The following is a 24,962-nucleotide window of genomic DNA, read 5'->3' as shown; positions in this document are numbered from 1 at the left end:
CTGGCTGACAGCCTGACTCTTTGCCGGCCGGCCTATACGGTGCCAGTAATTGTTCTTGGGTCATTGATTCACCTGCTTTTCAGCAAGCAGCTCAGCCAGGCACTCGATCACTCTCTGGATGCTTGCATCGTTCAATGAAAGGTGGAATGGCAAACCCAGCAGACGTTCGGCCAAGAGGTCAACAATTGGCAGCGGGCCCATCGCGCACGCCTGAAAGGCCGGGTGTCCCTGGAGGGGAGGGCAGTACCAGCGGCGGGTTTCGATGTTTTTGCCCAGCAGCCGCAGTTGAATATCAGCAGCCTGGAATCCCGGGGGCAGTAGCACCAGCATAAGGCTGTAAACGCCATCCATGGGTTTGGCCTGGAGTTTCAGCGCGGGAATTTTTTCCAGAAGCCGTTCAGTGTAGCGCTGATGTAGATTGCGCCGTGCTTGAGCAACGGTTGGCCAGTTATCCAGGGCAGCCAATGCAACTGCGGCGTGATATTCGCTCATCTTACCGTTCTCACCCGCCTCGAAGACGAGCCCGCCGCTGTGTGCATCGATACCGAAGTTACTCAACGCTCGCATGCTCTGGGCATACGCAAGGTGCCGCGAAGCGACGAAACCGCCTTCTCCACTACCGAGGGCCTTAGTGGCGTGCAGGCTGAAGGCGACTTTGGTGGTCAGGCCAATCTCCTGGTTACCCCAGGCACCTGCGGCGTCGACAACAACAGGAATGCCGGTTTCGGCAGTGAACAGGTCCCACCCTGTGACATCCTGGGGGCAACCGTAAGTGGACACCGGCATCACTGCGTCGAATGGCGCTTCAGCAAGGGCTACGCGTGCGATAGCGGGCGTCAGTAACCAGCTTTCGGCGTTTACGTCACTGATCAAGGGAGTGAGTCCTGCCCGGATGATCGCAGTTGCCGTGGCGACGAATGTCAATCCGGGCACCAGTACGCGCGCTCCACGGCGTAGCTTCAACGCTTCCAAAGCAATTTGCAGCGCACAGGTGCCATTCGCCATGGATACAACGTGCACCTGCGTTGGCTCCCGACTGAATGAGAGCGACAGCCGACGTTCGAGCTCGGTTACAAGCGGTCCGAAGTTGGTGTACCACTGGTTTTCATCGATTTGCTGCCAGTAAGTGAGAATCTGCTCGACTTTAGGCATCTCAGGAACTAACAACTTGATGATGCTTTTCATGGTACACACTGCCGTCAATGAAATGTCGTCCTGTATGATCAGAGGAAGGCTTAAGCAGAATTCGCGCCAACTTCCAACGGCCATACCTCTGACGGCAAGTTCCACACTGCCGCCATCCTTCAGCGAGAAGGCCGGCCAGACGCATTATCCCGCTGGCTGCCTGGATGAGCAGGGTGGAGAGCTTCTTTGGAGGCATCAAGGTGTATCCGCGCGATGGCAACTCCGCCCCCGGCCTTGACCTGAAAAGCGAAATGGCAACATTATGGATTACGTAACACTCAGCCGACCCGATATATTTGGAACGCAGAGAGAGAAGAAGGTTTGAACAAAACTCAATGAATGCGCGAGACGTTTGAATACATAAATAAGAAGTCAGTTATTCCGAGAACAGCACACTGGAATACTCAATACACTCCTGATACTGACAACGTTCGGCCGTAGCATTGCTCAGACCACGGATAATTCAGCTAACACTTTAGGAGCTGATATGAAAATTTACGCAATTGTAGGCGCGGGCGGTTTTGGCCGTGAAGTTGCACCTCTGGTCAACACAATGCCGAGCATAATAGATCAAGATAGTTTCAGAATTATCTTCGTGGTCGATAACTCGAAAGATCAGACTATTAATGGCTATGATGTGGTGAGCAGGGAATCTTTCTTAAACATGGAGGGGGATAAATTTTTCAACATTGCCATCGCTGACAGTAAACATAGACAGGAAATCTCCGAACACCTTATTTCGGCGGGTATTACTCCATTTACTGTTTCAGCGTTGAATGCGGTAAATTTGAGCCACAATACTATTGGTCAAGGCGCTGTCCTCTGCCCATTTACCACTATCACTGCGAATGCAAAAATCGGTGATTTTTTTCATGCAAACATTTATTCGTATGTTGCTCACGACTGTGTGATCGGTAACTTTGTGACGTTCGCCCCTAACGTGCATTGCAATGGACGTGTTGTCATCGAAGATCATGCCTACATTGGAACTGGCGCGATCATTCGTGAAGGTTCCCCCGACAGACCAATCGTTATTGGTGAGGGCGCCGTTGTTGGGATGGGGTCCGTTGTAACGAAAAGCGTGGCACCCTATACAACAGTCTTTGGTAATCCAGCAAAGCCCATGCGCACCGCTCAACCGTAAATCAACGCGACTAGATAACCTGGCCCAAAAGGGAAGGGCTATCGGCAGGATCGGTCAGTTTCCAATCAGCGCCCTGTCCGGCCTCGCAACGCTACAACACCCGCAAATACCGCTCCAACTCAACCGCATTCACCGGCTGCCTCAGCATCCCCAGCAACTGAATATGATGGGTCCTGGCCCAGGCAAATATTTTCGGCTGATCGGCGAAGGTGAAGTCACCGAGTAATAAAAAGCGCTTTATCAGGCAGCCGTGACTCAGCGTGCGGATGTGCTGTTCGTCGGCAGTGCCAATCTTGAAACCGTCGACGATAAAGCAGTCGATCCGTTGGGTTTTTGCCAGGGTACGCTTCACTTCCTTGATCGATGAGCACAGGCCGATCCGAAAGTAGCCGACGTCGTTCAACAGCGCGCTGTATTTCAGCAGGACGCCGGCGTGACGGCACAGCACCAGGATGTTTTTCTGCTTCACGCACTTGCCGTTCATGTCGATGATCCGTGTAGGTCGATGAACGCATGATCGAAGGTGCGTCAGCTGCCGGCCATCAGGCAGTTCTTAAAAGTGGATGAGGGTTACTGAAATTTCCCGGCGTTCACGCAATAGGTCACCAGGGCCTGGTCGGTGGTGACTTCCAGCTTGCGCATGGCCGAGACCTTTTGTGCGCTCACCGTTTTACTGCTGCGATTAACCATGCGCGCGATAGCAGTCACGCTGTGGCCGGCGACGAAGAGGCGCAGCACCTCCATTTCTCGCAGGGACAGGTCGGCAAAGCGCTCGTTGACCTGCTGCGGGTTGTGCATCACCGAGGTGGCATCCTGCACGGGACTCTGATAATTACGGCGCGATGCGATAGCGTTGAGGGCGTTCTCGATTTCTTCGTGCAGGTGGTTTTTTTGAATCACGCCCATCACGCCCAGTTCATGCAGGCGGGTCACGATCAGGCTGTTGGACATCATGGTCAGCACCAGGATCTGCGTGTCGACGAACCGCCGGGTGAGGTACTCGATCAGTTTGAGGCCGTCGCCGAATGTGGAGTCGCCGGGCATGTGGAAGTCGGTGATGACCACCTCCGGTTTTTCGCTCTGCAGCTTTTCGATCAGTTGGCTGGAGCTGGTGGCTTCGCCGACCACTTCAAAACGTCCGTCGCGCTGGATGACTTCACGCACGCCGAGCAGCACGATGGGGTGGTCGTCAGCAATCACTACGTTGATTTTCTTCATGTCTACATGTCCGATGGTTGGCCCTGTGAGCCAGGGTTGAGCGCGAGGGCGTCCAGTACCGCTTCCAGGCGCTGTAGCAGGTTGCGCACCCGCGTGGCCAGGCTCGTGGTTAGCGAGCCTTTGTACAGCGCCTCCTCCAGCGCATTGCAGGCAGCGCTCAAGCGCGAAGCACGCACCGATGCGAGGGAGCCATTCATGCGGTGCAAGTGCCGCACGACCTGTTCCTTGTCAGCGGCGTCGAGGCCCTGGCGCGTCAAGCGCATGTCGTCCTGCATGGTGGTGATGAACAACTGGTGCATGCTCGCGGAAAACGAACTCCACCCATCCATATCGCCCTGCTGCAGGCGGGTATCTTCGAGCGGCTCGACCCCGCGCTCGCCGCAATAGCGCAGCAGGGTTTTGCGCAACGCATCCAGGCTCAAGGGTTTGACCACCCACGTGTCCATGCCCGCTGCCAGGCACTGCTCGCCTTCTTCGCGCAGGGCATTAGCGGTGACGCCAATAATCGGCATTTGCCCGTCGCGTTCGCGCAGGGCTCGGGTCAGGCCATAGCCGTCGAGCCGTGGCATGTTGATGTCGGTGATGATCAGGTCAAAGGCGCCAGGCGACCAGCGTTGCAGCGCGTCTTCACCGTCTTCAGCGACAACGACGGCGGCGCCCAGTGCTTCCAGTTGTTCCTGCAAAATGGCGCGGTTGATCGGGTTGTCTTCAGCCACCAACACTCTTAGCCCCACAGGCTGGGCGATGGCGGTTTCGGTTGCTCCGTACGGCTTGACGCTGCCCGGGCGCGCTTGCGACAGCGTACGGGCAATGCCGCGTATGTCGTAGGCGTTGACCGTCCAGCTCTGCGCCAACGCGTGGGCATACGGTGCGCCGAGTTCGGTGGCGGTAATGTGTCGGCCCTTCCAAACCGCTTGCTGGCCGGGCCCGGTCACGCTGTCCAGCAGCAATTCATTTTCATCACCCTCGTAACCCGACGGCAGTGCGAGCGCGCGAGCGCCCCAACGGTTAAGCCAGTCGATCAGCGATTGCTCAAGCTCCTTGAACGGTGCCCGTACGTAAACCGCCAACCCTTGCAGCTCGATGGCCGCACACTCCGGCAATGGGCCGGGGACGATGGGCAAGCGCTGATACAGAGAGAAACTGCTGCCCAGCCCCGGCTCGCTGACCACCCGCAATTGCGCGCCCATCAGCTCGCTCAAGCGTGAGCAGATCGACAAACCAAGACCCGCTCCGCCCGCCTGCTGGCTGCCAGCCAGTTGCGAGAACGGCTTGAACAATTGCCCCAGTTGCTTTTCGCTGATGCCGGTGCCGGTGTCGGACACCTGCCATTGCAACGTTGCATGATCCGGCTCCAGGTCCGTCACCTTGAGGCGCACGATTACCCGTCCGGAGTCGGTGAACTTGATCGCATTACTGAGCAAGTTATTGAGGATCTGCCGAATGCGCCCAGGGTCGCCGCTCATCAGCGCCGGCACGTTCGCGTCCACACAGGCGAAGACCTGCAAGCCTTTGTTGAGCGCGGCCGCCGCGTAGCTGTTGACCGCATCTTCGAAGATGTCCAGCGGGCAGAACGCCACGGTTTCCAGCGCCATCTGCCCGGACTCGATTTTCGACACGTCCAGCACATCGCTGATCAACTGAAACAACACCGCCGAGGAGCGCTCGATGGTCTGCAGGTAGTCTTGCTGGCGGGCGTCGAGCGGGGTCAGCCCCAACAACTCCAGGTTGCCCAGCACGCCGTACAGCGGCGTGCGGATTTCATGGCTCATGGTCGCCAGGAACAGCGTCTTGGCCGCACTCGCCTCGTCGGCGGAACGCTTGGCCTGCTCCAGCAACTGCGCATCGTCGACATGCCGAGTGATATCGTTGAACCCGCAGAGCACCACGTCTTCGTCCTGATAGCGACTGAACCTGAACGACACCAGCAAATGCCGCCCGGCCACCTCGATTTGCATCTCACGCGGGTCTTCGTTGCGATAGTCGCGGTTGAGCAGGCCGATCAGCTCTGCGGTTCCTTGCCATTCCTGGGCGCGCTGGTTTTCCAGCAACACCTTGCTGTTGTTGCGCTGCACCACGCAAAACCCCACCGGCGCGCTCTGCAGCATGGCGCGGTTGAATTCCTCGCTTTCGGTCAGCAAGCGTGTGGCGCGTAACGCCGGCTCGACGATGCCAGCGCGGTACCAGCGGTTGATCCGCCAACCCAGGAACACCGCGAGCAGAAACGCCGCCGCTGTGCCCAGCAATGACCACTTGGCGAAGCGAAAGAAGTTTTCATAGCTGATGGTGTACAAACCCACCCATTGATCCTTGCCGGTGGACACCACCTTGAAGCGCAAACCTTCGGCGCCCAGACTCATGCCCACCGGCAGTGACGCTGAATCCTTGGCATCACCCAGCAATATTTCGCCTGCCGGCGAGATCAGCGTGACGCGGTGGTCGATCGGGCGTATCAGCAAGCGGTCCAGGTCGTTGATCTGCCCGGCGTCCAACAACGCCGCGACCGTCAGCAGGCCGTCATCCCTGTGTTCGGGCATGACCAACGGATTAATGTCCAGGCCGATAAACGCCACAATCGTTTCGGAACCCTGCAACAGCCCTGGGGGTGCGCGCATCCAGCTCACACGCCGGTTGTTGAGTTGTTCGTGACGGGGGAGGAGCCCTTGGTGGAGGCGCGACGTCACGTCAAAGAAGTTGCTCTTGAGCAACACCGATGCCTTGCGCGTGCCATCGACGCCCGGAATCGCGATGTTGAACTGGTCGGTCGGCGAAAACAGGAATATCTGCGGCGCCGAATAGAACGAGCTGGCCCAGAATGCGCTGTAGTAATCGGTCAGTTGCACGCCCAGCGAATAACCGCCCTGCAACTGCTGCAGGTCGTAATGCTTGCGCTCGCTCAGGGTAAACGGCTGGGACAGGGCCAGGCCGTGGTTCTGGAACACGCGCTCCTGGCCTTTCTGCAGGATCTCGACACGGGAAACGGGCCGGATGTCGGTCAGGGTGTTCTGGTTGCTGCGGTCATACGCACTGGCGACGCTGCGCAAAAACGTGTCGTACTCGTGGATGCTTTCGATCAGGCCCGAAAAATGAAAGTCGACCTTGATCCGCTCTTCGTCCAATACCCGTTCGACCGCCCAGTAGCACATGCTGACCAGCAGCACGGTAAGACCGGCGAGTACCAGCAATAGCTTGTTGATTCGTTGAGAGCTCAAGGCGAAGACGCCGAACTTCAGGCTTGCATTTTTCATCACCGACGCCCCGGGTGCAGGAATGAGGCGGCGGGGAGTTTCTCCGCCACTGTTGCCATTCCATGGCGCGCTACAGGTAGACAATTTGGCTTCAATTTAGTGCTGGCTTAAAGCCATCTTCACGCAGCAATTCCAGAAATCTTTCAGGCGAGACCGCCGCACAAATCAAAAAGCCCTGCGCCTGATCACACTGGATCTTGCGCAAGAACTCTAGCTCGTCTTTGGTTTCCACACCTTCTGCGGTGACGATCAGGCCCAGCTTGCGGCTCAGCTCGACAATGCTCTGTAGCGCGGTGGCGAGGCTGTCGTTGTCGACACAACCGTGAACCAGCGAGCGGTCGATCTTCAGTTCGCTGAAGGGCGTAGACACCAGGTTGAAATAGGAGCTCAGGCCTTTGCCGAAGTCATCCTGCGCCAGCCCGAAGCCTTTCATGCGCAAGCGGCAGGCGCCGGCGTAATAATCGCTGAGCGACTCGGTGGTAGATGTCTCCAGCAGTTCGAAGCCGATCGAGGCGGGTTCGGCGCCCAATGCCAGCACGCGGTCATGCAGGCGATCGGCAAGGTCATGGCTGTCGAGCAAGTGGGTCGGCAGGTTGATGGATACCGGCACTTCGCAGCCCCGGCGCCGCCAGAACGCCTGGGCTTCGATGGTCTGCTCCAGCATCAGCCACAGCAATGCTTCCTCCAGCCCGAAGCATTGCAGAGACGGCAGAAAATCCCTGGGCAGCAACGTCCCCTGCTGCGGGTGTCGCCAACGCACCAGCGCTTCGGCGCTGCACACCCTGCCGTCACGCAGGGATTTTTTCGGTTGGAACCACGCCTGTATTTCTCCACTCTGCATGGCGGCCAACAGGCACTGGCGCGCCGGCTGCAGCGGATGGTTGCGGGCGACATCCAGGTCGCTGCGGCGCTTATCGAGGCACGCGCGCAGGCGCAGGATATCGCACGCCTCCACCGGCTTTGAAATCAGCCCGAGCACCTCCAGGCTCAGGTTCTTCGCCACCAGCCCGGCACTCACTAACATGCGCCGCGAGGCCACGCTCATCAGCGCCAGGGCCGGCGCGTTGTCGAGCCTGGCGATGCTCTGGATCAGTTGCACACCGTCCATCACGGGCATGAACAAGTCCGTCACTACCAGGTCGTAGGGCTGCGCATTCAGGCGCTGCAGCGCCGTAGCGCCATCCCACACGGCCTCCGCCTGGAACCCACCCAAGGTACCGAACAGGTTGCGCAAAAATTCATGCTGAAACGGGTGGTCTTCAACAATCAGCACCCGATAGGGTTTCAATTGCCACTCCTTTGGTAAGGTTCCAGGCAGGTGTACAGCGTGCGCAAGGCAAACGGCTTGACCAGGCAGCGGTTCATGCCGGCCTGCAGGCACCGCTCGCCTTCTTCGCTCATTGCGTTCGCGGTGGCGCCGATGATCGGCAAGTGGCAGTCGAGGCTGCGCAATGTGGCGGTCAGTTCGTAACCGTTCATGCGCGGCATATTGATGTCAGTGAGGATCAGGTCGAACGTCGACTGGCGCCACATCTCCAGCGCCGTCAGCCCATCACCGGCCAGTTCGACTGTGCAGCCGAGCTCTTCGAGTTGATCGCGCAGAATCAGCTGGTTGATGACGTTGTCTTCGGCCACCAGCACATGGATGCCCAGGTTGAATACCGGATAGCTTTGCGCCGGTGCCGCCGCGCCGCGCATGAGTTGCCCTTGAGCAGCGCCGACGGCCTTGCGCAGGGCTTTGAGGCTATTGAAACTGACCACGCCGACCGGATTGCTCAATGCCTCATCGTGCAAGTCACCGATCGCCAGCACCCGCGGGCCTTGCCAGTGTGCAGCCAGGGTCTCGCCCAGTCGGCCGGGATGCAGTTCAACCAGCACCGCGCCCTCGGTGGTGTCATAAGCCTTGGGCAACCCCACCTGGGCGCGCGCACCCCAGCGGCACAACCAGCCGCAGATGCTCTCGGCCAGCTCACGTATCGGCGAGACCACGCAGACCAGCTCCGGCAACAGTTCGTCAGCGCCCGCCGAGGGCTCCAGTGCAGACAACTGCTCAAGGGGCAGGTGCAAGGTAAAGCTGCTGCCCAGGCCCGGCTCGCTCACCACTCGCATGCTGCCGTTCATCAGGTGCATCAAGCGCTTGCAGATGGACAGGCCCAAGCCGGTGCCGGCGACCACGTGAGTATTACCATCGGCCTGATAAAAAGGCTCAAACAGGTGTTGCTGGTCTTCGTGGGAGATGCCTTTGCCAGTGTCAGAGACTTGCCAGTGCAACATCACGCGCTCACCGTCGCGGCTGTCGAGTTTGACGCGCAGGATGATTCGCCCACTGTCGGTGAATTTCAGCGCATTGTTGAGCAGGTTACTGAGGATCTGCCGCAGGCGGCTGACGTCGCCATTGAGCCAATCCGGCAGTTGCGGATCGACACAGGCAAACAACTGCAGGCCCTTGCGGTGAGCGGCGGCGGCATAGCCGTGAATCACTTCCTCGATCAGCTCCAGAGGTGAGAAGCGGTTGCACTCCAGTTGCAACTGACCCGCCTCGATACGCGACACATCCAGCACGTCGCTGATCAACTGCAACAGGTTGGCAGAAGAGCCCTCGATGGCCTGCAGATAACTTCTTTGCTGATCGCTCAACTCGGTGCGTGCCAACAATTCCAGGGTGCCCAGCACGCCGTACAACGGCGTGCGGATTTCATGGCTCATGGTCGCCAGGAACAGGGTCTTGGCCTCGTTGGCCGCGTCAGCCATACGCCGTGCGTGGTCGAGCGCCACTTCCACCTGCTTGCGTGCGCTGATATCGCTGAACGCGCAAATCAACACATCCTCGCGCTTGTAGCGAGTGCGCGCGAAGCTCAGATACAGGTGTCGACCGTCGGCCAATTGCAGCTCGTCGAAGGTGTTGTGTTCGGCATCATCAAAGCCGCGACGAATCCAGTCTGCACTGCGTTGCTCGCGTTCCTGGCTGTGGCCGATCCACTGCGTATACAGCGGATTATCAAGCACCACCTCGCCGTTCTGGCGACGCAGCACGCACAGCGCAACCGGTGCGATGCGGATGACCGCTCGGCTGAACGCCTCGCTTTCCACCAGCGCTTCAATACGGTTGCTGGCCGGAATGATCAGGCGCTGATCAATGCGCCGCATCAGCCAGATCATCAGCCAGGTAAAGAGCAAGCACAGCGCCAGGCTGGTCAGCACGGGGGATATCAGCGCGGAGAACAGCGCTTGCATGTCGAGGGCGTAGACGATTTGCCAGTTGGAAAAGCCCAGCTGTTTACGAATCGCCAGATGATCCGGCAACCAGTGGCCGCCCACCAGGCCGAACGACTGGGGCGCCGGTAGTTGGGCCAATTCCTGGCGCAGTGACTGGCCTTGCGCACTGTCAAAAATCAGCTCGCCGCGGGCATCGAGCAGGATGAACTGGCCGGCGTTTTCGTTGTGCAGGGCGCTCAGCAGGTCGGGCGACTCGACTTCCAGGCCCAGCCACCCCGACTGCGGGCTGCGGTCATCCAGCCGGGTGAAGATGTACAGCGGCGAATCATCGCGCTCAGGGTCGGTGAGCCACAGCTCGTCAACACTGCTGTCGTCTTGTGCGTTGAGCCGTTCCAGCAAATGTGGAGCAATCAGTTGGACCGGTTCGCGCGCAGGATTCAGGCGCAGGACCTCAGCCCGGTCGCCGGTCGCGACGTACAGCAGGTTCACTTTGTTGAGCCGCAGGTGGTCGGTCATGCGGCGCGTCAGCCAGAGGCTCCAGGCCTGTTTGTCCGAACCCAGGCCGATGTGCACCTCTTCGCCGGCGACCACATTGGCACTGGCGACCGGCGCCGTGGTGCTGCGCACGGCCGCCAGTCGCAGCGTATCGAGCAGCGTCTGGCGGCTGACAAAAAAGCTTTGCGCGTTGGCGATTGCCGCATTCATGTAGCTGCGCCGCAGGGATATTTCCTGGCTCAAGGTGGCGCTCACGTAGCTGTAGACGCCAGCGTAGAACCCCAGCACCAGAGCGATGAACAACAGGCGCAGTAGCTTTCTCGCCGCCGCGGGGGTGGAGAGCGACGTGTCGAGCGGAGGTAAGGCTTGGCGTAGTTTCATCAGGGAACGTTAAGCCAAGGCCCTGGCCCTCGGAATAAGACGATCCTCAAAGTCGCAGACGGTGCTGTCGGCGCTCCCCCCGGCGTGACTTTTAAGAATCGCCTGATTAAACCCCGCACTTGCTCTCCCTAAGATTGCGGCGCCTGGAAAAGCACCGTTACGCCCGTCGGCGAACCGGACAGCCTCCATGCATTGTCCTAATCACCGTTAATGAGGAGTTCCACCATGAAGCGTATTGCCTTGATCCTGGCGATGACCGCCGCGCCCGCCCTGACCTTCGCCGCGGGCCAGAACACCATCACGTTCACTGGCCAGGTATCGGATCAAACCTGCGCCGTATCGGTTAATGGCAACGCTGCGAACCCGGTGATCCTGATGCCTACCGTCAGCGCAGCCGCCCTGACCGCCGTGGGTAGCACAGCGGGCGAAACGCCGTTCACCATCAGCGTGAGCGGCTGCACCGCACCGACTTCGAACCTGGCCATCAAAACCGCGTTCCTCGGTAACAACGTGACCAGCGCAGGCAACCTGGCCAACGCCGGCACAGCCTCCAACGTGCAAGTACAACTCCTGAACGCCGCTGGCGGTTCTGTTGTGGTACTCAACGGGATTACCTCGGTTTCGGGCCTGACCCTGAACTCCGGCGCCACCAGCGCCAGCCACGATTTCGCCGTTCGCTACATCAGCGAAGCCGGTGCTGCCACCGCCGGTACCGTATCGGCCACCGCTCAATACGCCCTGGATTACCTGTAAGGCCAGGCATCTGCCGGGCCGCGTGCCCGGCAGGTTTATCCACACCCCCCAACTCTTTATTCGCTCTGCGCCTGCTGCACGGAGAACACCATGACTCGCCTGAAGAAAACCACCCTGGCCCTGGCGCTGACGCTCGGCACAGCCATGACCTCTTGCGCGCACGCCAGCGTCGTAATGACCGGAACCCGCGTTATCTACCCGGCTCAAGCTCAGGAAAAAGTGGTGCAACTGACCAATCAGGATACCCATCCCTACCTGGTCCAAATGTGGCTCGACACGGGTAACCCGAACCTCACGGCCCAGACTGCCGATGCCCCGTTCATTGCCAGCCCGCAAGTGTTTCGCATGAACCCCAATGCCGGCCAGGTGGTGCGCCTGGTGTTTACCGGCAGCGACCTGCCAAAAGACCGCGAATCGCTGTTCTACCTCAATTTCATGCAGATGCCGGCCATCAAGACCAGCGAACTGCAAGCCAACAAATTGCTGCTCAGTGTCAGTAGCCGCATGAAGCTGTTCTACCGCCCGCAAGGGCTGGCCGGCAGCCCCGACGCGCTGAGCCAGTCGCTGCATTTCAAGCTGCAGGGCAGGGCGGTGATCGCCAGCAATGACAGCGGCTATTTCGCCACCGTGCGCCGTGCCGATGTGGTCAGCCACGGCAAGGCCTACACGCTGTCCCAGGCGTCGATGGTCGCGCCGTTGAGCCACGCCAACTGGCCACTGCCCGCCGGCGCCTCCGCCGCAGCGGGAGACACCGTGCGCCTGACCCTGGTCAACGACTTCGGTGCGGATGTCGTCACTGATCTGCCGCTTCTCTGATCCGCCCGGAGTATTCGTCATGCCTACTCGTCGCGTATCAACATTCAAACTGGATTGTGCACGCGCACACCACCCCTGGTTGCGCGGTTTCGTTCACTCAAGCCTGCTTGGCGCGCTCAGCCTGGTCAGCCCGGGTATTGCCCTTGCGCAAAGCGCTACGGCCACGCCCGGCGACGCCTATGTGTTCGACGACAACATGCTGTTCGGCGGCGGTTCGCTGGCACGCTTCAACAAGGTCAACGCCATCGAGCCAGGCCAATACCGGGTGGACTTGTTTATCAACGGCCGCTTTATCGACCGCGTCGACCTGCGCTTCGCCGACCAAGGCGCAGGCGATGTTCAGCCCTGTCTGCCCGTCGTGCTGCTGGAAAGCGGCGGCGTACTGAAAAGCGCCATCCAGTCGCCAGCGACCGCGCAGTGCCTGGTGCTCGGCAATGCCGTCGAGGGCGCATCGACCGCCTTCGATTTTGGGCGCATGCGCTTGGACTTGAAGGTGCCGCAGAGCCTGATGCAGAAAACACCACGGGGCTACGTTGCTCCGCAGAACCTCGACGGCGGCGACACCATCGGCTTCGTCAACTACAGCGCCAGCCAGTACCACGTCACGCGCACCGGCAACTTCAGCGGCAGTTCCGACTCCAGTTACCTGGCCCTCAACAGCGGCTTGAACGTGGGGCTGTGGCGCCTGCGCCAACAAGGCAACTTGCGTTACGACACCGACAACGGCAGTCACTGGAACACCACGCGCACTTACGTCCAACGTGCGCTGCCCGGGCTGCAAGGCGAAATGACCGCAGGCCAGGGGTTTACCTCGGGTCGGTTCTTTTCCGGCATGAGCTACACCGGGGTGGAGATCGCCTCCGACGACCGCATGCTGCCGGAGTCTGTGCGCGGTTATGCGCCGACGGTCCGCGGGATTGCCAAGACCAACGCGCAGGTCATCGTGCGCCAGAACGGCAATGACATTTACCAGACCACCGTCGCGCCCGGTCCTTTCGAGATCAGCGACCTCTATTCCACCAGCTACAACGGCGACCTTGACGTTTCGGTGGTCGAGGCCGACGGCAGCGTCAGTCGTTTTACCGTACCGTTTTCGGCGGTGCCTGAATCGCTGCGTCCCGGCCTTTCGCGCTACAGCATGGCGCTGGGCCGCAGCCGTGACTTGGGCGACCACGACCCGTTCAGCGAGATGACCTACCAGCGCGGGCTGACCAACAGCGTGACCGCCAACAGCGGCTTGCGCCTCGCCGAGGGCTACCAGGCGATGGTGCTGGGCGGCGTCTACGCCAGCAGCCTCGGCGCGTTCGGGCTGGACACCACCTACTCGCGCGCCAGCCTGCCGAACGAAGGCAAGCTCGATGGCTGGATGGCGCGCCTGTCTTACAGCCGCACGTTCCAGCCGACCAACACCACCTTGTCGATTGCCGGCTACCGCTATTCCACCGAAGGCTATCGCGACCTCGGCGACGTGCTGGGTGTGCGCGAGTCGCTGCGCAACAACCAGACCTGGGAGTCGACGAGCTACATGCAACGCTCGCGCTTCGAGGTGTCGATCAATCAAAACCTCAAAGAATACGGCAGCGTGTTTTTATCCGGTTCGACCCAGGACTATCGCAGTGGCCGCGAACGCGACACGCAGCTTCAATTTGGCTGGGCCAACACCTTGCGCAACAACGTCAGCGTCAACCTCTCGGTGTCGCGCCAGAGCACCGGCAGCTACCTGAACCGGCGCAGCGGTAACTACAACGATCAATTGGGCAACGCTGTGGCAAACAATGGCGTGGGCACCACGCGCACCGCCGGTACCCAGGAGACCGTCACTCTGCTCTCGGTGTCGTTCCCGCTGGGCAGCCCGGCCCGTGCGAACGTGCCGTCGCTGAGCAGCTCCGTGACGCATAGTTCCAGGTCAGGCGACCTTTACCAGACCTCGCTATCAGGCACGCAGGGCGCCGACCAGACCTTGAGCTACAGCGTGGACGTGTCCCGCGATGCCGATCAAAAGCAGAACGTGTGGAGCGCCAACGTTCAAAAATACCTGCCCAACACCTCGATCAGCGCCAGCGCGTCCAAGGGGCAGGATTATTGGCAAGCCTCCGGCAGCGCGCGCGGGGCCCTGGCCGTGCACGGCGGCGGGGTGACTTTCGGGCCGTACCTGGGCGATACCTTTGCCTTGATCGAAGCCAAAGGCGCCAGCGGGGCAAAAGTCATGAACGGCATGGGTGCAACCATCGACAGCGACGGCTACGCGCTGGTGCCGTCGCTAACCCCTTACCGCTACAACACCGTGGCCATCAACCCCGAGGGTATGAGCGAAAAAGCCGAACTGGATGACGGCCAGCGCCGCGTCGCACCGTACGCCGGCGCTGCTGTGAAGGTTGAGTTCAGGACCCGTGTCGGCAACGCCATTCTGGTCAAGGCCGTGCGCCCAGGCGGTGAGGCTGTGCCCATGGGCGCCGATGTACTGGACGAAAACGGCAGCGTGATCGGCATGGTTGGCCAAGGCAGCCAGGCGTACCTGCGCACCGAAAAACTCAAGGGCCGCCTGACCGTGCGTTGGGGCGAGGGCGCAGACGAACAGTGCCGGATGCAGTTCGACCTGGCGCGACAGGATGTCAGTCAAGCCCTGATCAAACTCAACAGCGATTGCCGTCGCCCCTGAACCTCTTTGAAATCGGAGCTCCCCATGACTCTTGCTCGCACACTGTTCACTGTGCTTCTAGTTCTCGGCGCCACGCTGGGCGCAAACGCCGAGGCAACCTGCAGACGCGTCTACAACGGCAGTCAGGTCTACGACGGCAACTCGGCGCAACTGACCTTTGGCCGGGTCAACCTCACGTCAACCTACCTGCAACCGGTCGGCACGCAGCTGGGTTCGGTGGTGATCTCTCCCGCAACGGCACCCGGGCTCACGAGCGAGACAGTGCTGTGGGAGTGCGATGTGAGTGACGCTGACAGTATTTACGAGGTGTTCGCCACCAACGGTGACGACCGGGTGGGCGGCTACTGGGAAATCGGCAACGGTTCAGGGGCTTCGGTCAACGATGGGCTGCCCGGTTACTACGCCACTTGGTTCCCCTATGTCGGGATCAAACTGACGCACCTGAACTCCGGCAAGGTGTTCACACGCTATTGGCAGGACGCCAAAATTACCCAGTACGACACGGTCGGCAGCAAGATCCAGATCAAAGCCAAACACTTGAGCATGATCCAGGGCGACCTGGCTCGCGTGTCCAGCCTGCCGCCTGCGTCGGGCTCGGGAAGCAACTATTGCGGCGGCCAGGCGGCCTCCAGTGGCAGCGGCACCTACAGCTACACGTGTACCCAACCCAATGGCTATGTGCAGTTTCGCGGCGGCGGCATCGCCTCGGACCCCATTGGCTCGGACTCCAATAACCACTACAACTTCTGGGGCGCGGCCAACGGCATCGCATTTGGCATGCGCTCCGCGTCTTCGATCAGCTACACCGCCACCTGCGTGGCCCGCAACGTCACGCCGGTGGTGAGTTTCTTGCCGATCACCGCAACTGAACTGAACCAGGGCATGACGCGCAGCAGTGACTTCACTATCGGCCTGGAATGCAGCAACACCGCAAGCTCCGGCACTGCCAACAACCAGACTGCATTGGGTATTCAAGTGGCCTACAGCGCGTATACCCAGGCCCAGTCGCTGGGACTGTTGACGGGTGGCGGCGGGGTTACCTACCTGGTATCCAACGGCTACGGCACCGACCCTTCGGTCGCGACCGGGGTGGGGATCAGCTTGCGCAACGCCAGCAACGGCAACGCGATGAATTTCCTCGGATGGTCAGGCACCGGCACGGGCGCCACCGGTGGCTGGTACCCGGTGCTGGCGGGCGCCAGCAATGCCGGCAGCAATACGTCCGGCTACACCAGCTACCTGCAGACGATCACCGCGACCCTCAGTACTTTGCCAGGCGCAACGGCCAAGCCGGGCAGGGTGAACGCCACCGCTTACGTCTTGGTGAAGGTGCAATGATCAAGTTGATGTTCTACGCAGTGCTGGTGTGGGCATGCTTTGCGATGAGCGCGTCCTCCATTTCGCATGCCGGCGTGATGCCCGAGCAGACCCGGTTGATTTTCCATGAGGGCCAGACCCAACGCTCGTTGATGCTCGCCAATACCAACCCGTATCCGGTGGTGGTGCAAACCTGGATCGACGACGGCGAAGGCAACCGTGCGCCGGAAAACTCAACCTCGGCGATGATCGCGCTGCCCTCGGTATTTCGTCTGCAACCTCAAGCGTTGCAGGGCCTGCGCATTGTTTACGACGGCAGCGCGTTGCCCAAGGACCGCGAGTCGGTGAGCTGGCTGAACCTGTACGAAATCCCGCCGGCTAAGACCGATGCGCCGGCGCTGCCTACGCGCATTGCCGTAGCGATGAACACCCAAATGAAAATTTTCTACCGTCCCGCTCACCTGCCCAGCCAACCGGAAAGCATGGCGAGTAGCCTGACGTTTCGGATTGAACAGCAGGCCGGTGCCTGGGTGCTGGTATGCCATAACCCAAGCCCCTATCACGCATCGTTTTCTTCTTTACGCGTGAGCGCCACAGGACATGAATATCCTGTGGCAAAGGCACTCGACATGATGACCCCGCCTTTGAGCGAGAAAACCTACCCACTGGGCCATTTCACCGATGACGCGAGGGCCAGCGTGCCCGTCAACTACACGCTAATCGATGATGACGGCCATTATCTGGATGGTCACGCAACCGCCTACGTGCACCGAGCGCAGTAATGGACATGGCGAGATTCACTCCCCTGTGGCAACGTCACATCGCGCATCCCACTGTTTTATGAGCAAAAAAAAGCCCGCTATCAGCGGGCTTTCTTCTGAAATGACTACCTAACCCCAGGGGCTGGTCGAACCATTTCTTTGTGAAACGTCGCAACTATTCTGTGAACCTACCTGATCAGAAATCCAGGTTGGACACGGCCAGCGCATTGCTCTCAATGAAGTCACGACGAGGCTCGACCGCATCACCCATCAGGGTGTTGAAGATCTGGTCGGCGCCAATGGCGTCTTCGATGGTCACGCGCAGCATGCGGCGCTGAGCCGGGTCCATGGTGGTTTCCCACAGCTGATCCGGGTTCATTTCGCCCAGACCTTTGTAGCGCTGGATGGTGTGACGCTTGGTGCTTTCAGCCATCAACCAGTCCAGGGCTTCCTTGAACTCCTTGACCTGCTTCTTGCGTTCGCCACGCTGAATATAAGCGCCGTCGTCCAACAGGGTGCTCAGTTGCGCGCCGAGGGTGACGACCGTCTTATAGTCATTGCTGCCGAAGAAGTCGCGGTTGAAGGTGACGTAGTTCGACAAACCGTGGGAGATCAATTCGATCTCCGGCAGCCATACGTTACGTTCACGGTCTTCGCGCAGGCTGGCTTTATACACCAGGCCAGACTTCTCCACCGTGCGCAGACGCACTTCGTACTGGGCCAGCCAATCCTGCATGTGTGCATGATCGCCCAACTGTTCCAGGGTGATGGCCGGCAGGTAGATGAAGTGCTCGGTCAGCTCCTGAGGGTACAGGCGCGACAAGCGCTTGAGCGTCTTCATCACCATGCGGAAGTCATTGACCAGGCGCTCCAGCGCCTCCCCGGAGATACCTGGGGCTTCGTCGTTCAAGTGCAGGCTCGCATCTTCCAGGGCCGACTGCGTCATGTACTCTTCCATGGCGTCGTCGTCTTTGATGTATTGCTCTTGCTTGCCTTTTTTCACTTTGTACAACGGCGGCTGGGCAATGTAGATGTAGCCGCGCTCGATCAGTTCTGGCAACTGACGGAAGAAGAAGGTCAGCAGCAGGGTACGGATGTGCGAACCGTCGACGTCAGCATCGGTCATGATGATGATGTTGTGGTAGCGCAGCTTGTCGATGTTGTACTCGTCACGGCCGATGCCGCAGCCCAGAGCGGTGATCAAGGTGCCGACTTCCTGGGAGGAAATCATCTTGTCGAAGCGCGCTTTCTCGACGTTGAGGATCTTGCCCTTCAACGGCAGGATGGCCTGGGTGCGACGGTTACGACCCTGCTTGGCGGAACCGCCAGCAGAGTCACCTTCCACCAGGTACAGTTCGGAGAGGGCAGGGTCCTTCTCCTGACAGTCAGCCAACTTGCCCGGCAGACCGGCGATGTCCAGCGCGCCTTTGCGACGGGTCATTTCACGGGCTTTACGCGCCGCTTCACGGGCACGCGCGGCGTCGATCATCTTGCCGACAACCAGCTTGGCTTCGTTCGGGTTCTCCAGCAGGAAGTCGGAGAAGTACTTGCCCATCTCCTGTTCCACAGCGGTCTTCACTTCGGAAGACACCAGCTTGTCTTTGGTCTGGGAGCTGAACTTCGGATCCGGCACTTTTACCGAGATGATCGCCGTCAGGCCTTCACGGGCATCATCACCGGTGGTGGCGACTTTGTGCTTCTTCGCCAAGCCTTCCGCTTCGATGTAGGTATTGAGGTTACGCGTGAGCGCGGAACGGAAACCCACCAGGTGCGTACCGCCATCGCGCTGCGGAATGTTGTTGGTAAAGCACAACAGGTTCTCGTTGAAGCTGTCGTTCCACTGCAGGGCGATTTCAACGCCGATGCCGTCTTCACGCTGGATGTTGAAGTGGAACACCTGGTTGACCGCAGTCTTGTTGGTGTTCAGGTATTCAACGAACGCACGCAGGCCGCCTTCGTACTTGAACAACTCTTCCTTGGCGCTGCGCTCATCCTTGAGGATGATGCCGACACCGGAGTTGAGGAACGACAGTTCGCGAATCCGCTTGGCCAGGATGTCCCAGCTGAAGTGGATGTTCTTGAAGGTTTCAGCCGAAGGCTTGAAGTGGATCTGGGTGCCTGTGGTTTCACTGTCACCGACGATTTTCATCGGTTCCTGTGGCACGCCGTGGACGTAAGTCTGTTCCCAGATCTTGCCGCTGCGGCGTACGGTGAGCACCAGCTCTTCGGACAGCGCGTTCACTACCGACACACCTACACCGTGCAAGCCACCGGATACTTTGTAGGAGTTGTCGTCGAACTTACCGCCGGCGTGGAGCACGGTCATGATGACCTCTGCCGCCGAGACGCCTTCTTCTTTATGCACATCTACCGGAATACCGCGGCCGTTGTCGCGCACGGTAATGGATTCGTCCGGGTGGATGATGATGCTGATGTCGTCGCAGTGACCGGCCAGAGCTTCGTCGATGGAGTTATCGACCACCTCGAACACCATGTGGTGCAGACCGCTACCATCATCGGTGTCGCCAATGTACATACCGGGACGTTTGCGTACGGCATCCAAACCTTTCAGCACTTTAATGCTGGTCGAGTCGTACGTGTTTTCTTCGCTCATGCCTTCACTCCCGATGGTCGTGGGTCTGGGTGATACGGCCTTGTTCCACGTGGAACAAAGCGACTGGCGTTTCCGTCTGCCAGCCTTCCCTCAATAATTCGTGGTCTACACAGGTGATAAACACTTGGCAGCGTAAGTCTTCCAATAAGCGGCATAACGCGCGGCGGTGTTGCTCGTCGAGTTCGGACGGCAAGTCATCCACCAGATAAATACACTGACCGCGTCGGGCCTGGCTGACCAGGTGCCCCTGCGCGATACGCAATGCACACACCACCAACTTCTGCTGGCCGCGGGACAGAATATCCGCAGCATTGTGAGCGCCTAATCTAAGACGCAAATCAGCACGTTGGGGTCCGGCCTGGGTGTGGCCAATCTGCTGGTCACGCTGCAGGGAGGTCGCAAGCACTGCACTCAGCTCGCGTTCCTTGTCCCAACCACGGTAATAACTCAGCGTCAGCCCCTCGAGGTCCAACAGCTCGCTCAAGGTCTGCTCAAAGACTGGTTTCAAGGCTTTGATATAGGCACGGCGGTATTCATCTATTTCGTCGCTGGCCAGGCACAGCTCCCGGTCCCAGGCCGCTTGTGAAGCGGCGTCAAGTGTACCATGCCGCAGCCATGAGTTCCGCTGCCGCAGGGCCTTCTGCAAGCGCTGCCACGTGGCCATGAAACGGGGTTCCACGTGGAACACTCCCCAATCGAGGAATTGCCGGCGAATTTTTGGTGCACCTTCCAACAAGCGGAAACTGTCGGGGTTGATCAACTGCAACGGCAGGATTTCCGCCAACTGCGCTGCGCTGCGCGCATTCTGCCCATCGATGCGAATCTGAAACTCCCCACTGCGATCACGGGATATCCCCAGGGCGCTGTGCCCACCCTCAGCCAATTCAACTTGGCCAAATACCGTGCACGCCAACTGCTCGTATTGGATCACCGGCAACAAGCGAGCGCTGCGAAAGGAACGGGCGAGCCCCAGCAGGTGGATGGCTTCCAGCACGCTGGTTTTTCCACTGCCATTGGCGCCATGAAGAATGTTGATGCGAGGAGAAGGGGAGAAGGTCACCGGGTGCAGATTGCGCACCGCGGTGACCGAGACACGACTGAGGGACATCTAGCTTCTGCTGAGCATGATTACAGACGCATCGGCATAACAACATAAGCCGAGTCGTCGTTATCGGATTCTTGTACCAGTGCGCTGCTATTGGAGTCCGACAGAATCAGGCGAACCTGTTCGGTGGTCATCACCCCCAGCACGTCCAGCAGGTAGCTCACGTTGAAGCCGATCTCCAGGTTGCCGCCGTTGTAGTCGACGCCGACTTCTTCTTCCGCCTCTTCCTGTTCCGGGTTGTTCGCCTGGATCTTCAGCTGACCATTGGCCAGTTGCAGACGAATACCTCGATACTTCTCGTTAGACAGAATGGCGGTACGGCTGAACGCTTCACGCAAGGCCTGGCGATCGCCAAGTACCAGCTTGTCGCCACCTTTAGGCAACACGCGCTCGTAGTCGGGGAACTTGCCGTCGACCAGCTTGGAGGTGAAGGTGAATTCGCCGGTGGTCGCGCGGATGTGGTGTTGACCCAGAACGATGCTGACGTTGCCATCCGGCTCAGTCAGCAAACGCGCCAATTCGAGGATACCTTTACGCGGCACGATGACCTGGTGACGATCCGGCTGGCCGATATCGGCGCGCATCGAACACATCGCCAAGCGGTGACCGTCAGTGGCGACCGCGCGGATGATCCCTTCGGACACTTCCAGCAGCATGCCATTAAGGTAGTAGCGCACGTCCTGCTGGGCCATGGCGAAGCTGGTGCGCTCGATCAAGCGACGCAGCTTGCTCTGCTCCAGGCTGCAGGTCAGCGAACCTGGGCCTTCTTCCACCGTCGGGAAATCGTTGGCCGGCAAGGTGGACAGGGTGAAACGGCTGCGCCCGGCTTTGACCACCAGTTTCGATTCATCAACCTTGATGTCGATCAGCGCGTCGTTCGGCAGGCTCTTGCAGATATCCATCAGCTTGCGTGCCGGCACGGTGATCTCGCCAGGTTCGGCGGGCTCTTCGAGCTGCACACGGCCAACCAGCTCGACTTCAAGGTCGGTACCGGTCAGGGACAACTGCTGGCCTTCGACCACCAGTAGTACGTTGGAAAGCACCGGCAAGGTCTGTCGGCGCTCGACGACGCCTGCGACCAGTTGCAGGGGTTTCAACAGGGCTTCGCGTTGAATGGTGAAATGCATGGTCTAGTCCCTTGCCTTAATAAGCTGCGCTGGTGTCATCAGGTAGTCAGTGTACGCAGCAGGTTCTTGTAGTCCTCGCGAATATCCGCGTCGGATTCCTTAAGTTCGTTGATCTTGCGACACGCGTGCAAAACCGTGGTGTGGTCGCGACCACCAAACACATCACCGATTTCCGGCAGGCTGTGGTTGGTCAACTCTTTGGAGAGAGCCATGGCCACCTGGCGCGGGCGTGCGACCGAGCGCGAACGGCGCTTGGACAGCAGATCGGAAATCTTGATCTTGTAGTACTCGGCAACGGTGCGCTGGATGTTATCCACACTCACCAGTTTGTCCTGCAGCGCCAGCAAGTCTTTCAGGGATTCGCGAATCAGCTCGATGGTGATGTCGCGCCCCATGAAGTGGGAGTGCGCGATGACCCGCTTGAGCGCACCTTCGAGTTCACGCACGTTTGACCGAATACGTTGGGCAATAAAGAACGCGGCGTCGTGGGGCAGGTCGACTTTGGCCTGGTCGGCCTTTTTCATCAGGATCGCGACGCGGGTTTCCAGCTCGGGCGGCTCTACGGCAACCGTCAAACCCCAGCCGAAGCGCGACTTCAAGCGCTCCTCGAGGCCTTCGATTTCTTTCGGATAACGGTCACTGGTGAGAATGACCTGCTGCCCGCCTTCGAGCAGGGCGTTGAACGTGTGGAAAAACTCTTCCTGAGAACGTTCCTTGCGCGCGAAGAACTGAATGTCATCGATCAGCAACGCATCAACGGAGCGGTAGAAACGCTTGAACTCGTTGATGGCGTTGAGTTGCAGGGCCTTGACCATATCAGCCACGAAGCGCTCCGAATGCAGGTAGACCACCTTGGCATTCGGGTTCTTCTTTAACAGATGGTTACCCACAGCGTGCATCAAGTGCGTTTTACCCAAGCCGACGCCGCCATAAAGGAAGAGCGGGTTGTAACCGTGCTTGGGGTTGTCGGCCACTTGCCAGGCGGCCGCACGAGCCAACTGGTTGGACTTGCCCTCGACGAAATTCTCGAAGGTAAACGTGCGGTTCAGGTAGCTGGTGTGCTTGAGCGCGCCCTCCACCTGCACGGTGCGCTGTTCGGCACGAACGGGAGCTTGTTGAGAACTGGCTCCGGCCATGGGATCGAAGCTGTCACGGGACGGCTCTTCGTTCTGCGGTGCATTTTTAGGCGCAGATGATTTGGCGGGCGTCGGTGCAGGCGCTGCAGCAACCGGTGCAGCCTGGGACTGCGAGGCAGCCGCAGCCAATGGCGCATTCGGGGCAGCGCGAGGGGCGGAGCTGCGTTTGCTGCCTATTAATAAGGAAAGCACGGGGGCGATGCCGTTGCCATGTTCGTCGAGCAATTCGAGAACGCGGCTAAGGTACTTTTCGTTGACCCAGTCGAGAACAAAACGATTGGGCGCATAGACACGCAACTCGTCGCCTTCGGCTTCGACCTGTAGCGGACGGATCCAGGTGTTGAATTGCTGGGCAGGCAGCTCATCGCGCAAAAGCTCCACGCACTGCTGCCAAAGTTCCACTGACACGGATATCCCCTAAGTTGAAAGCCGGTGAGGCAAAAACAGCCGCCATTGTAGCGGCCAGCCGTCCACTTATCCACATGAAGGTTGCTCACAGGGCACCCAAAATCAACGCCTTAACTGGAATAAAGGCGACCGCCGGTCTGTGAATAAGCTCTGTGGATAACCGTACCTGAGCTCGTTGCACAAGTAGGAGCAAAAGTCTGTGGGTAACTGACCTGTGGATAACAACCCATTCCACCCACAGCTTATCCGACAGCGCAGCACAGGCAGAGCACCGTTTCTCCCCTGTGTTGTCATCCTCTGTACACCACGTCGAATATGGCCTGAACGTAGTTATCCACAGAAGAACGCCTCTCTAGCTTTTATAAGCTTTACAGAAAAGCTTTAAATAACTTCCTTCTTTATTTTTATATCTATGTCACTCCTCGTGGAAGCCAGGCGGATGGAAAGGGCGAGGTGGCCTCCAGATATCTAATTGAAGGAAAAGCTGGTTGGAAATTGACCTAGAGGCTTGCTTTCTCTAGAATCGCCGGTCTCTTAAAACGGGGGCCATTCCGGCCCGTTGTGGACGAACCAGGTAACAACGCCATGAAACGTACTTTCCAACCAAGCACCATCAAACGCGCCCGTACTCACGGCTTCCGTGCTCGCATGGCTACCAAGAACGGCCGTGCTGTCCTGTCGCGTCGCCGCGCCAAAGGTCGTGCGCGTCTGGCAGTTTGATAATCCGGTACTGGTGGTGAGTCAGGACTTCAGTCGGGAAAAGCGTCTGCTAACCCCCCGGCACTTCAAGGCAGTCTTTGACTCCCCCACCGGCAAGGTTCCGGGGAAAAATCTCCTGCTCCTTGCGCGTAACAACGATCTTGATCACCCCCGTCTCGGGTTGGTGATCGGCAAGAAGAGCGTAAAGCTCTCCGTTGAGCGCAATCGCCTCAAGCGTCTGATGCGCGAATCGTTTCGCCTCCACCAGGACACTCTGGTTGGGTGGGATATTGTTATCGTCGCGCGCAAAGGCTTGGGGGATGTAGAAAACCCCGAATTGATTCAGCATTTCGGCAAGCTCTGGAAACGTCTGGCGCGTACCCACAAACCAGCACCAGCAGTCAGCACCGAAACTGTAGGGGTAGACAGCCTTGATGCGTAAACTGGCAATCGTTCCGATCCAGTTTTATCGCTATGCCATTAGTCCTCTGATGGCCAGCCACTGTCGTTTCTACCCCAGTTGTTCCTGCTACGCGTTAGAAGCCATAGAAAACCATGGTCTTCTGCGCGGTGGCTGGCTGACCTTTCGTCGTTTAGGTCGCTGTCATCCGTGGAATGCCGGTGGTTATGACCCGGTTCCACCTATCCCTACCTCCCGTTCTTCTTCGATGGCCGAGTAA

At 59.2% G+C, this 24,962-nt stretch carries 19 protein-coding genes; 9 read left to right on the top strand and 10 right to left on the bottom strand.

Annotated elements, in window-relative coordinates; genetic code table 11:
• Positions 1 to 60: 60 nt before the first annotated feature.
• On the bottom strand, positions 61 to 1,185 hold the full coding sequence (locus tag J1G34_RS07730) for a DegT/DnrJ/EryC1/StrS family aminotransferase (protein ID WP_222993729.1): 1,125 nt from the start codon (positions 1,183 to 1,185) through the stop codon (positions 61 to 63).
• Between the two features lie 487 nt (positions 1,186 to 1,672).
• Between J1G34_RS07730 and J1G34_RS07725 the strand changes: the two genes are divergently transcribed.
• Positions 1,673 to 2,329 carry a NeuD/PglB/VioB family sugar acetyltransferase gene (locus tag J1G34_RS07725; protein WP_122685339.1) on the top strand — a complete coding sequence of 219 codons (657 nt, stop codon included), beginning with the start codon at positions 1,673 to 1,675 and terminating at the stop codon, positions 2,327 to 2,329.
• A 91-nt stretch (positions 2,330 to 2,420) separates the two neighbouring features.
• Here J1G34_RS07725 and J1G34_RS07720 read toward each other — a convergent pair whose 3' ends face one another.
• From J1G34_RS07720 to J1G34_RS07700, 5 genes are all read right to left on the bottom strand, one after another.
• On the bottom strand, positions 2,421 to 2,813 hold the full coding sequence (locus tag J1G34_RS07720) for a hypothetical protein (RefSeq protein ID WP_222993727.1): 393 nt from the start codon (positions 2,811 to 2,813) through the stop codon (positions 2,421 to 2,423).
• An 86-nt stretch (positions 2,814 to 2,899) separates the two neighbouring features.
• Positions 2,900 to 3,547 (bottom strand): response regulator, encoded by a 648-nt coding sequence (locus J1G34_RS07715; protein ID WP_065897826.1) that lies wholly within the window; start codon positions 3,545 to 3,547, stop codon positions 2,900 to 2,902.
• Positions 3,548 to 3,549: 2 nt separating this feature from the next.
• Complete coding sequence (locus tag J1G34_RS07710) at positions 3,550 to 6,795, bottom strand: hybrid sensor histidine kinase/response regulator (RefSeq protein ID WP_222993725.1); 3,246 nt, start codon at positions 6,793 to 6,795, stop codon at positions 3,550 to 3,552.
• Between the two features lie 91 nt (positions 6,796 to 6,886).
• Positions 6,887 to 8,083 (bottom strand): response regulator cyclic di-GMP phosphodiesterase PvrR, encoded by a 1,197-nt coding sequence (gene pvrR, locus J1G34_RS07705; RefSeq protein ID WP_065886709.1) that lies wholly within the window; start codon positions 8,081 to 8,083, stop codon positions 6,887 to 6,889.
• A complete protein-coding gene (locus tag J1G34_RS07700; protein WP_222993723.1) occupies positions 8,080 to 10,887 on the bottom strand; it encodes an ATP-binding protein in 2,808 nt (935 codons plus the stop codon). Before J1G34_RS07700 ends, pvrR begins: the two co-directional genes overlap by 4 nt.
• A gap of 225 nt (positions 10,888 to 11,112) precedes the next feature.
• On the opposite strand from J1G34_RS07700, the gene J1G34_RS07695 reads away from it, so the two are divergent.
• From J1G34_RS07695 to J1G34_RS07675, 5 genes are all read left to right on the top strand, one after another.
• On the top strand, positions 11,113 to 11,640 hold the full coding sequence (locus J1G34_RS07695; RefSeq protein ID WP_222993721.1) for a fimbrial protein: 528 nt from the start codon (positions 11,113 to 11,115) through the stop codon (positions 11,638 to 11,640).
• A 90-nt stretch (positions 11,641 to 11,730) separates the two neighbouring features.
• A complete protein-coding gene (locus J1G34_RS07690; protein ID WP_222993719.1) occupies positions 11,731 to 12,456 on the top strand; it encodes a fimbrial biogenesis chaperone in 726 nt (241 codons plus the stop codon).
• 19 nt (positions 12,457 to 12,475) lie between these two features.
• A complete protein-coding gene (locus J1G34_RS07685; protein WP_222993717.1) occupies positions 12,476 to 15,115 on the top strand; it encodes a fimbria/pilus outer membrane usher protein in 2,640 nt (879 codons plus the stop codon).
• A gap of 24 nt (positions 15,116 to 15,139) precedes the next feature.
• Positions 15,140 to 16,453, top strand: a complete 1,314-nt coding sequence (locus tag J1G34_RS07680; protein WP_065936493.1) for a fimbrial protein — start codon at positions 15,140 to 15,142, stop codon at positions 16,451 to 16,453.
• Positions 16,450 to 17,214 carry a fimbrial biogenesis chaperone gene (locus J1G34_RS07675; RefSeq protein WP_262411747.1) on the top strand — a complete coding sequence of 255 codons (765 nt, stop codon included), beginning with the start codon at positions 16,450 to 16,452 and terminating at the stop codon, positions 17,212 to 17,214. The genes J1G34_RS07680 and J1G34_RS07675 overlap by 4 nt, the downstream gene beginning before the upstream one ends.
• A 175-nt stretch (positions 17,215 to 17,389) precedes the next feature.
• On the opposite strand, the gene gyrB is transcribed toward J1G34_RS07675, so the two are convergent.
• Genes gyrB through dnaA form a run of 4 tightly spaced genes read right to left on the bottom strand, consistent with a single transcriptional unit; the run spans position 17,390 to position 23,583 of the window.
• On the bottom strand, positions 17,390 to 19,807 hold the full coding sequence (gene gyrB, locus J1G34_RS07670; RefSeq protein WP_065894369.1) for a DNA topoisomerase (ATP-hydrolyzing) subunit B: 2,418 nt from the start codon (positions 19,805 to 19,807) through the stop codon (positions 17,390 to 17,392).
• A gap of 4 nt (positions 19,808 to 19,811) precedes the next feature.
• The gene (gene recF, locus J1G34_RS07665; RefSeq protein WP_057725758.1) at positions 19,812 to 20,915 is read right to left on the bottom strand and encodes a DNA replication/repair protein RecF; all 1,104 of its coding nucleotides are present in this window, start codon (positions 20,913 to 20,915) and stop codon (positions 19,812 to 19,814) included.
• Positions 20,916 to 20,935: 20 nt separating this feature from the next.
• Positions 20,936 to 22,039: a DNA polymerase III subunit beta gene (gene dnaN, locus J1G34_RS07660; protein WP_065886702.1), complete on the bottom strand. Its 1,104-nt coding sequence runs from the start codon at positions 22,037 to 22,039 to the stop codon at positions 20,936 to 20,938.
• Between the two features lie 38 nt (positions 22,040 to 22,077).
• Positions 22,078 to 23,583, bottom strand: a complete 1,506-nt coding sequence (gene dnaA / locus J1G34_RS07655; RefSeq protein WP_065886701.1) for a chromosomal replication initiator protein DnaA — start codon at positions 23,581 to 23,583, stop codon at positions 22,078 to 22,080.
• Positions 23,584 to 24,168: 585 nt separating this feature from the next.
• On the opposite strand from dnaA, the gene rpmH reads away from it, so the two are divergent.
• From rpmH to yidD, 3 genes are read left to right on the top strand one after another with little or no spacing between them, the layout of a single operon-like run.
• Positions 24,169 to 24,303, top strand: coding sequence for a 50S ribosomal protein L34 (gene rpmH / locus J1G34_RS07650; protein WP_003213577.1), 135 nt, complete (start codon positions 24,169 to 24,171; stop codon positions 24,301 to 24,303).
• A gap of 13 nt (positions 24,304 to 24,316) precedes the next feature.
• Entirely contained in the window at positions 24,317 to 24,724 is a 408-nt protein-coding gene (rnpA, locus tag J1G34_RS07645; protein WP_020302575.1) for a ribonuclease P protein component, read from the top strand.
• On the top strand, positions 24,717 to 24,962 hold the full coding sequence (gene yidD / locus J1G34_RS07640) for a membrane protein insertion efficiency factor YidD (protein WP_003233592.1): 246 nt from the start codon (positions 24,717 to 24,719) through the stop codon (positions 24,960 to 24,962). The genes rnpA and yidD overlap by 8 nt, the downstream gene beginning before the upstream one ends.

The sequence above is a fragment of the Pseudomonas sp. Wu6 genome, from assembly GCF_019891515.1.
Taxonomy (GTDB): Bacteria; Pseudomonadota; Gammaproteobacteria; order Pseudomonadales; family Pseudomonadaceae; genus Aquipseudomonas; species Aquipseudomonas orientalis_A.
This window is presented reverse-complemented; position numbering and strand designations above follow the sequence as displayed.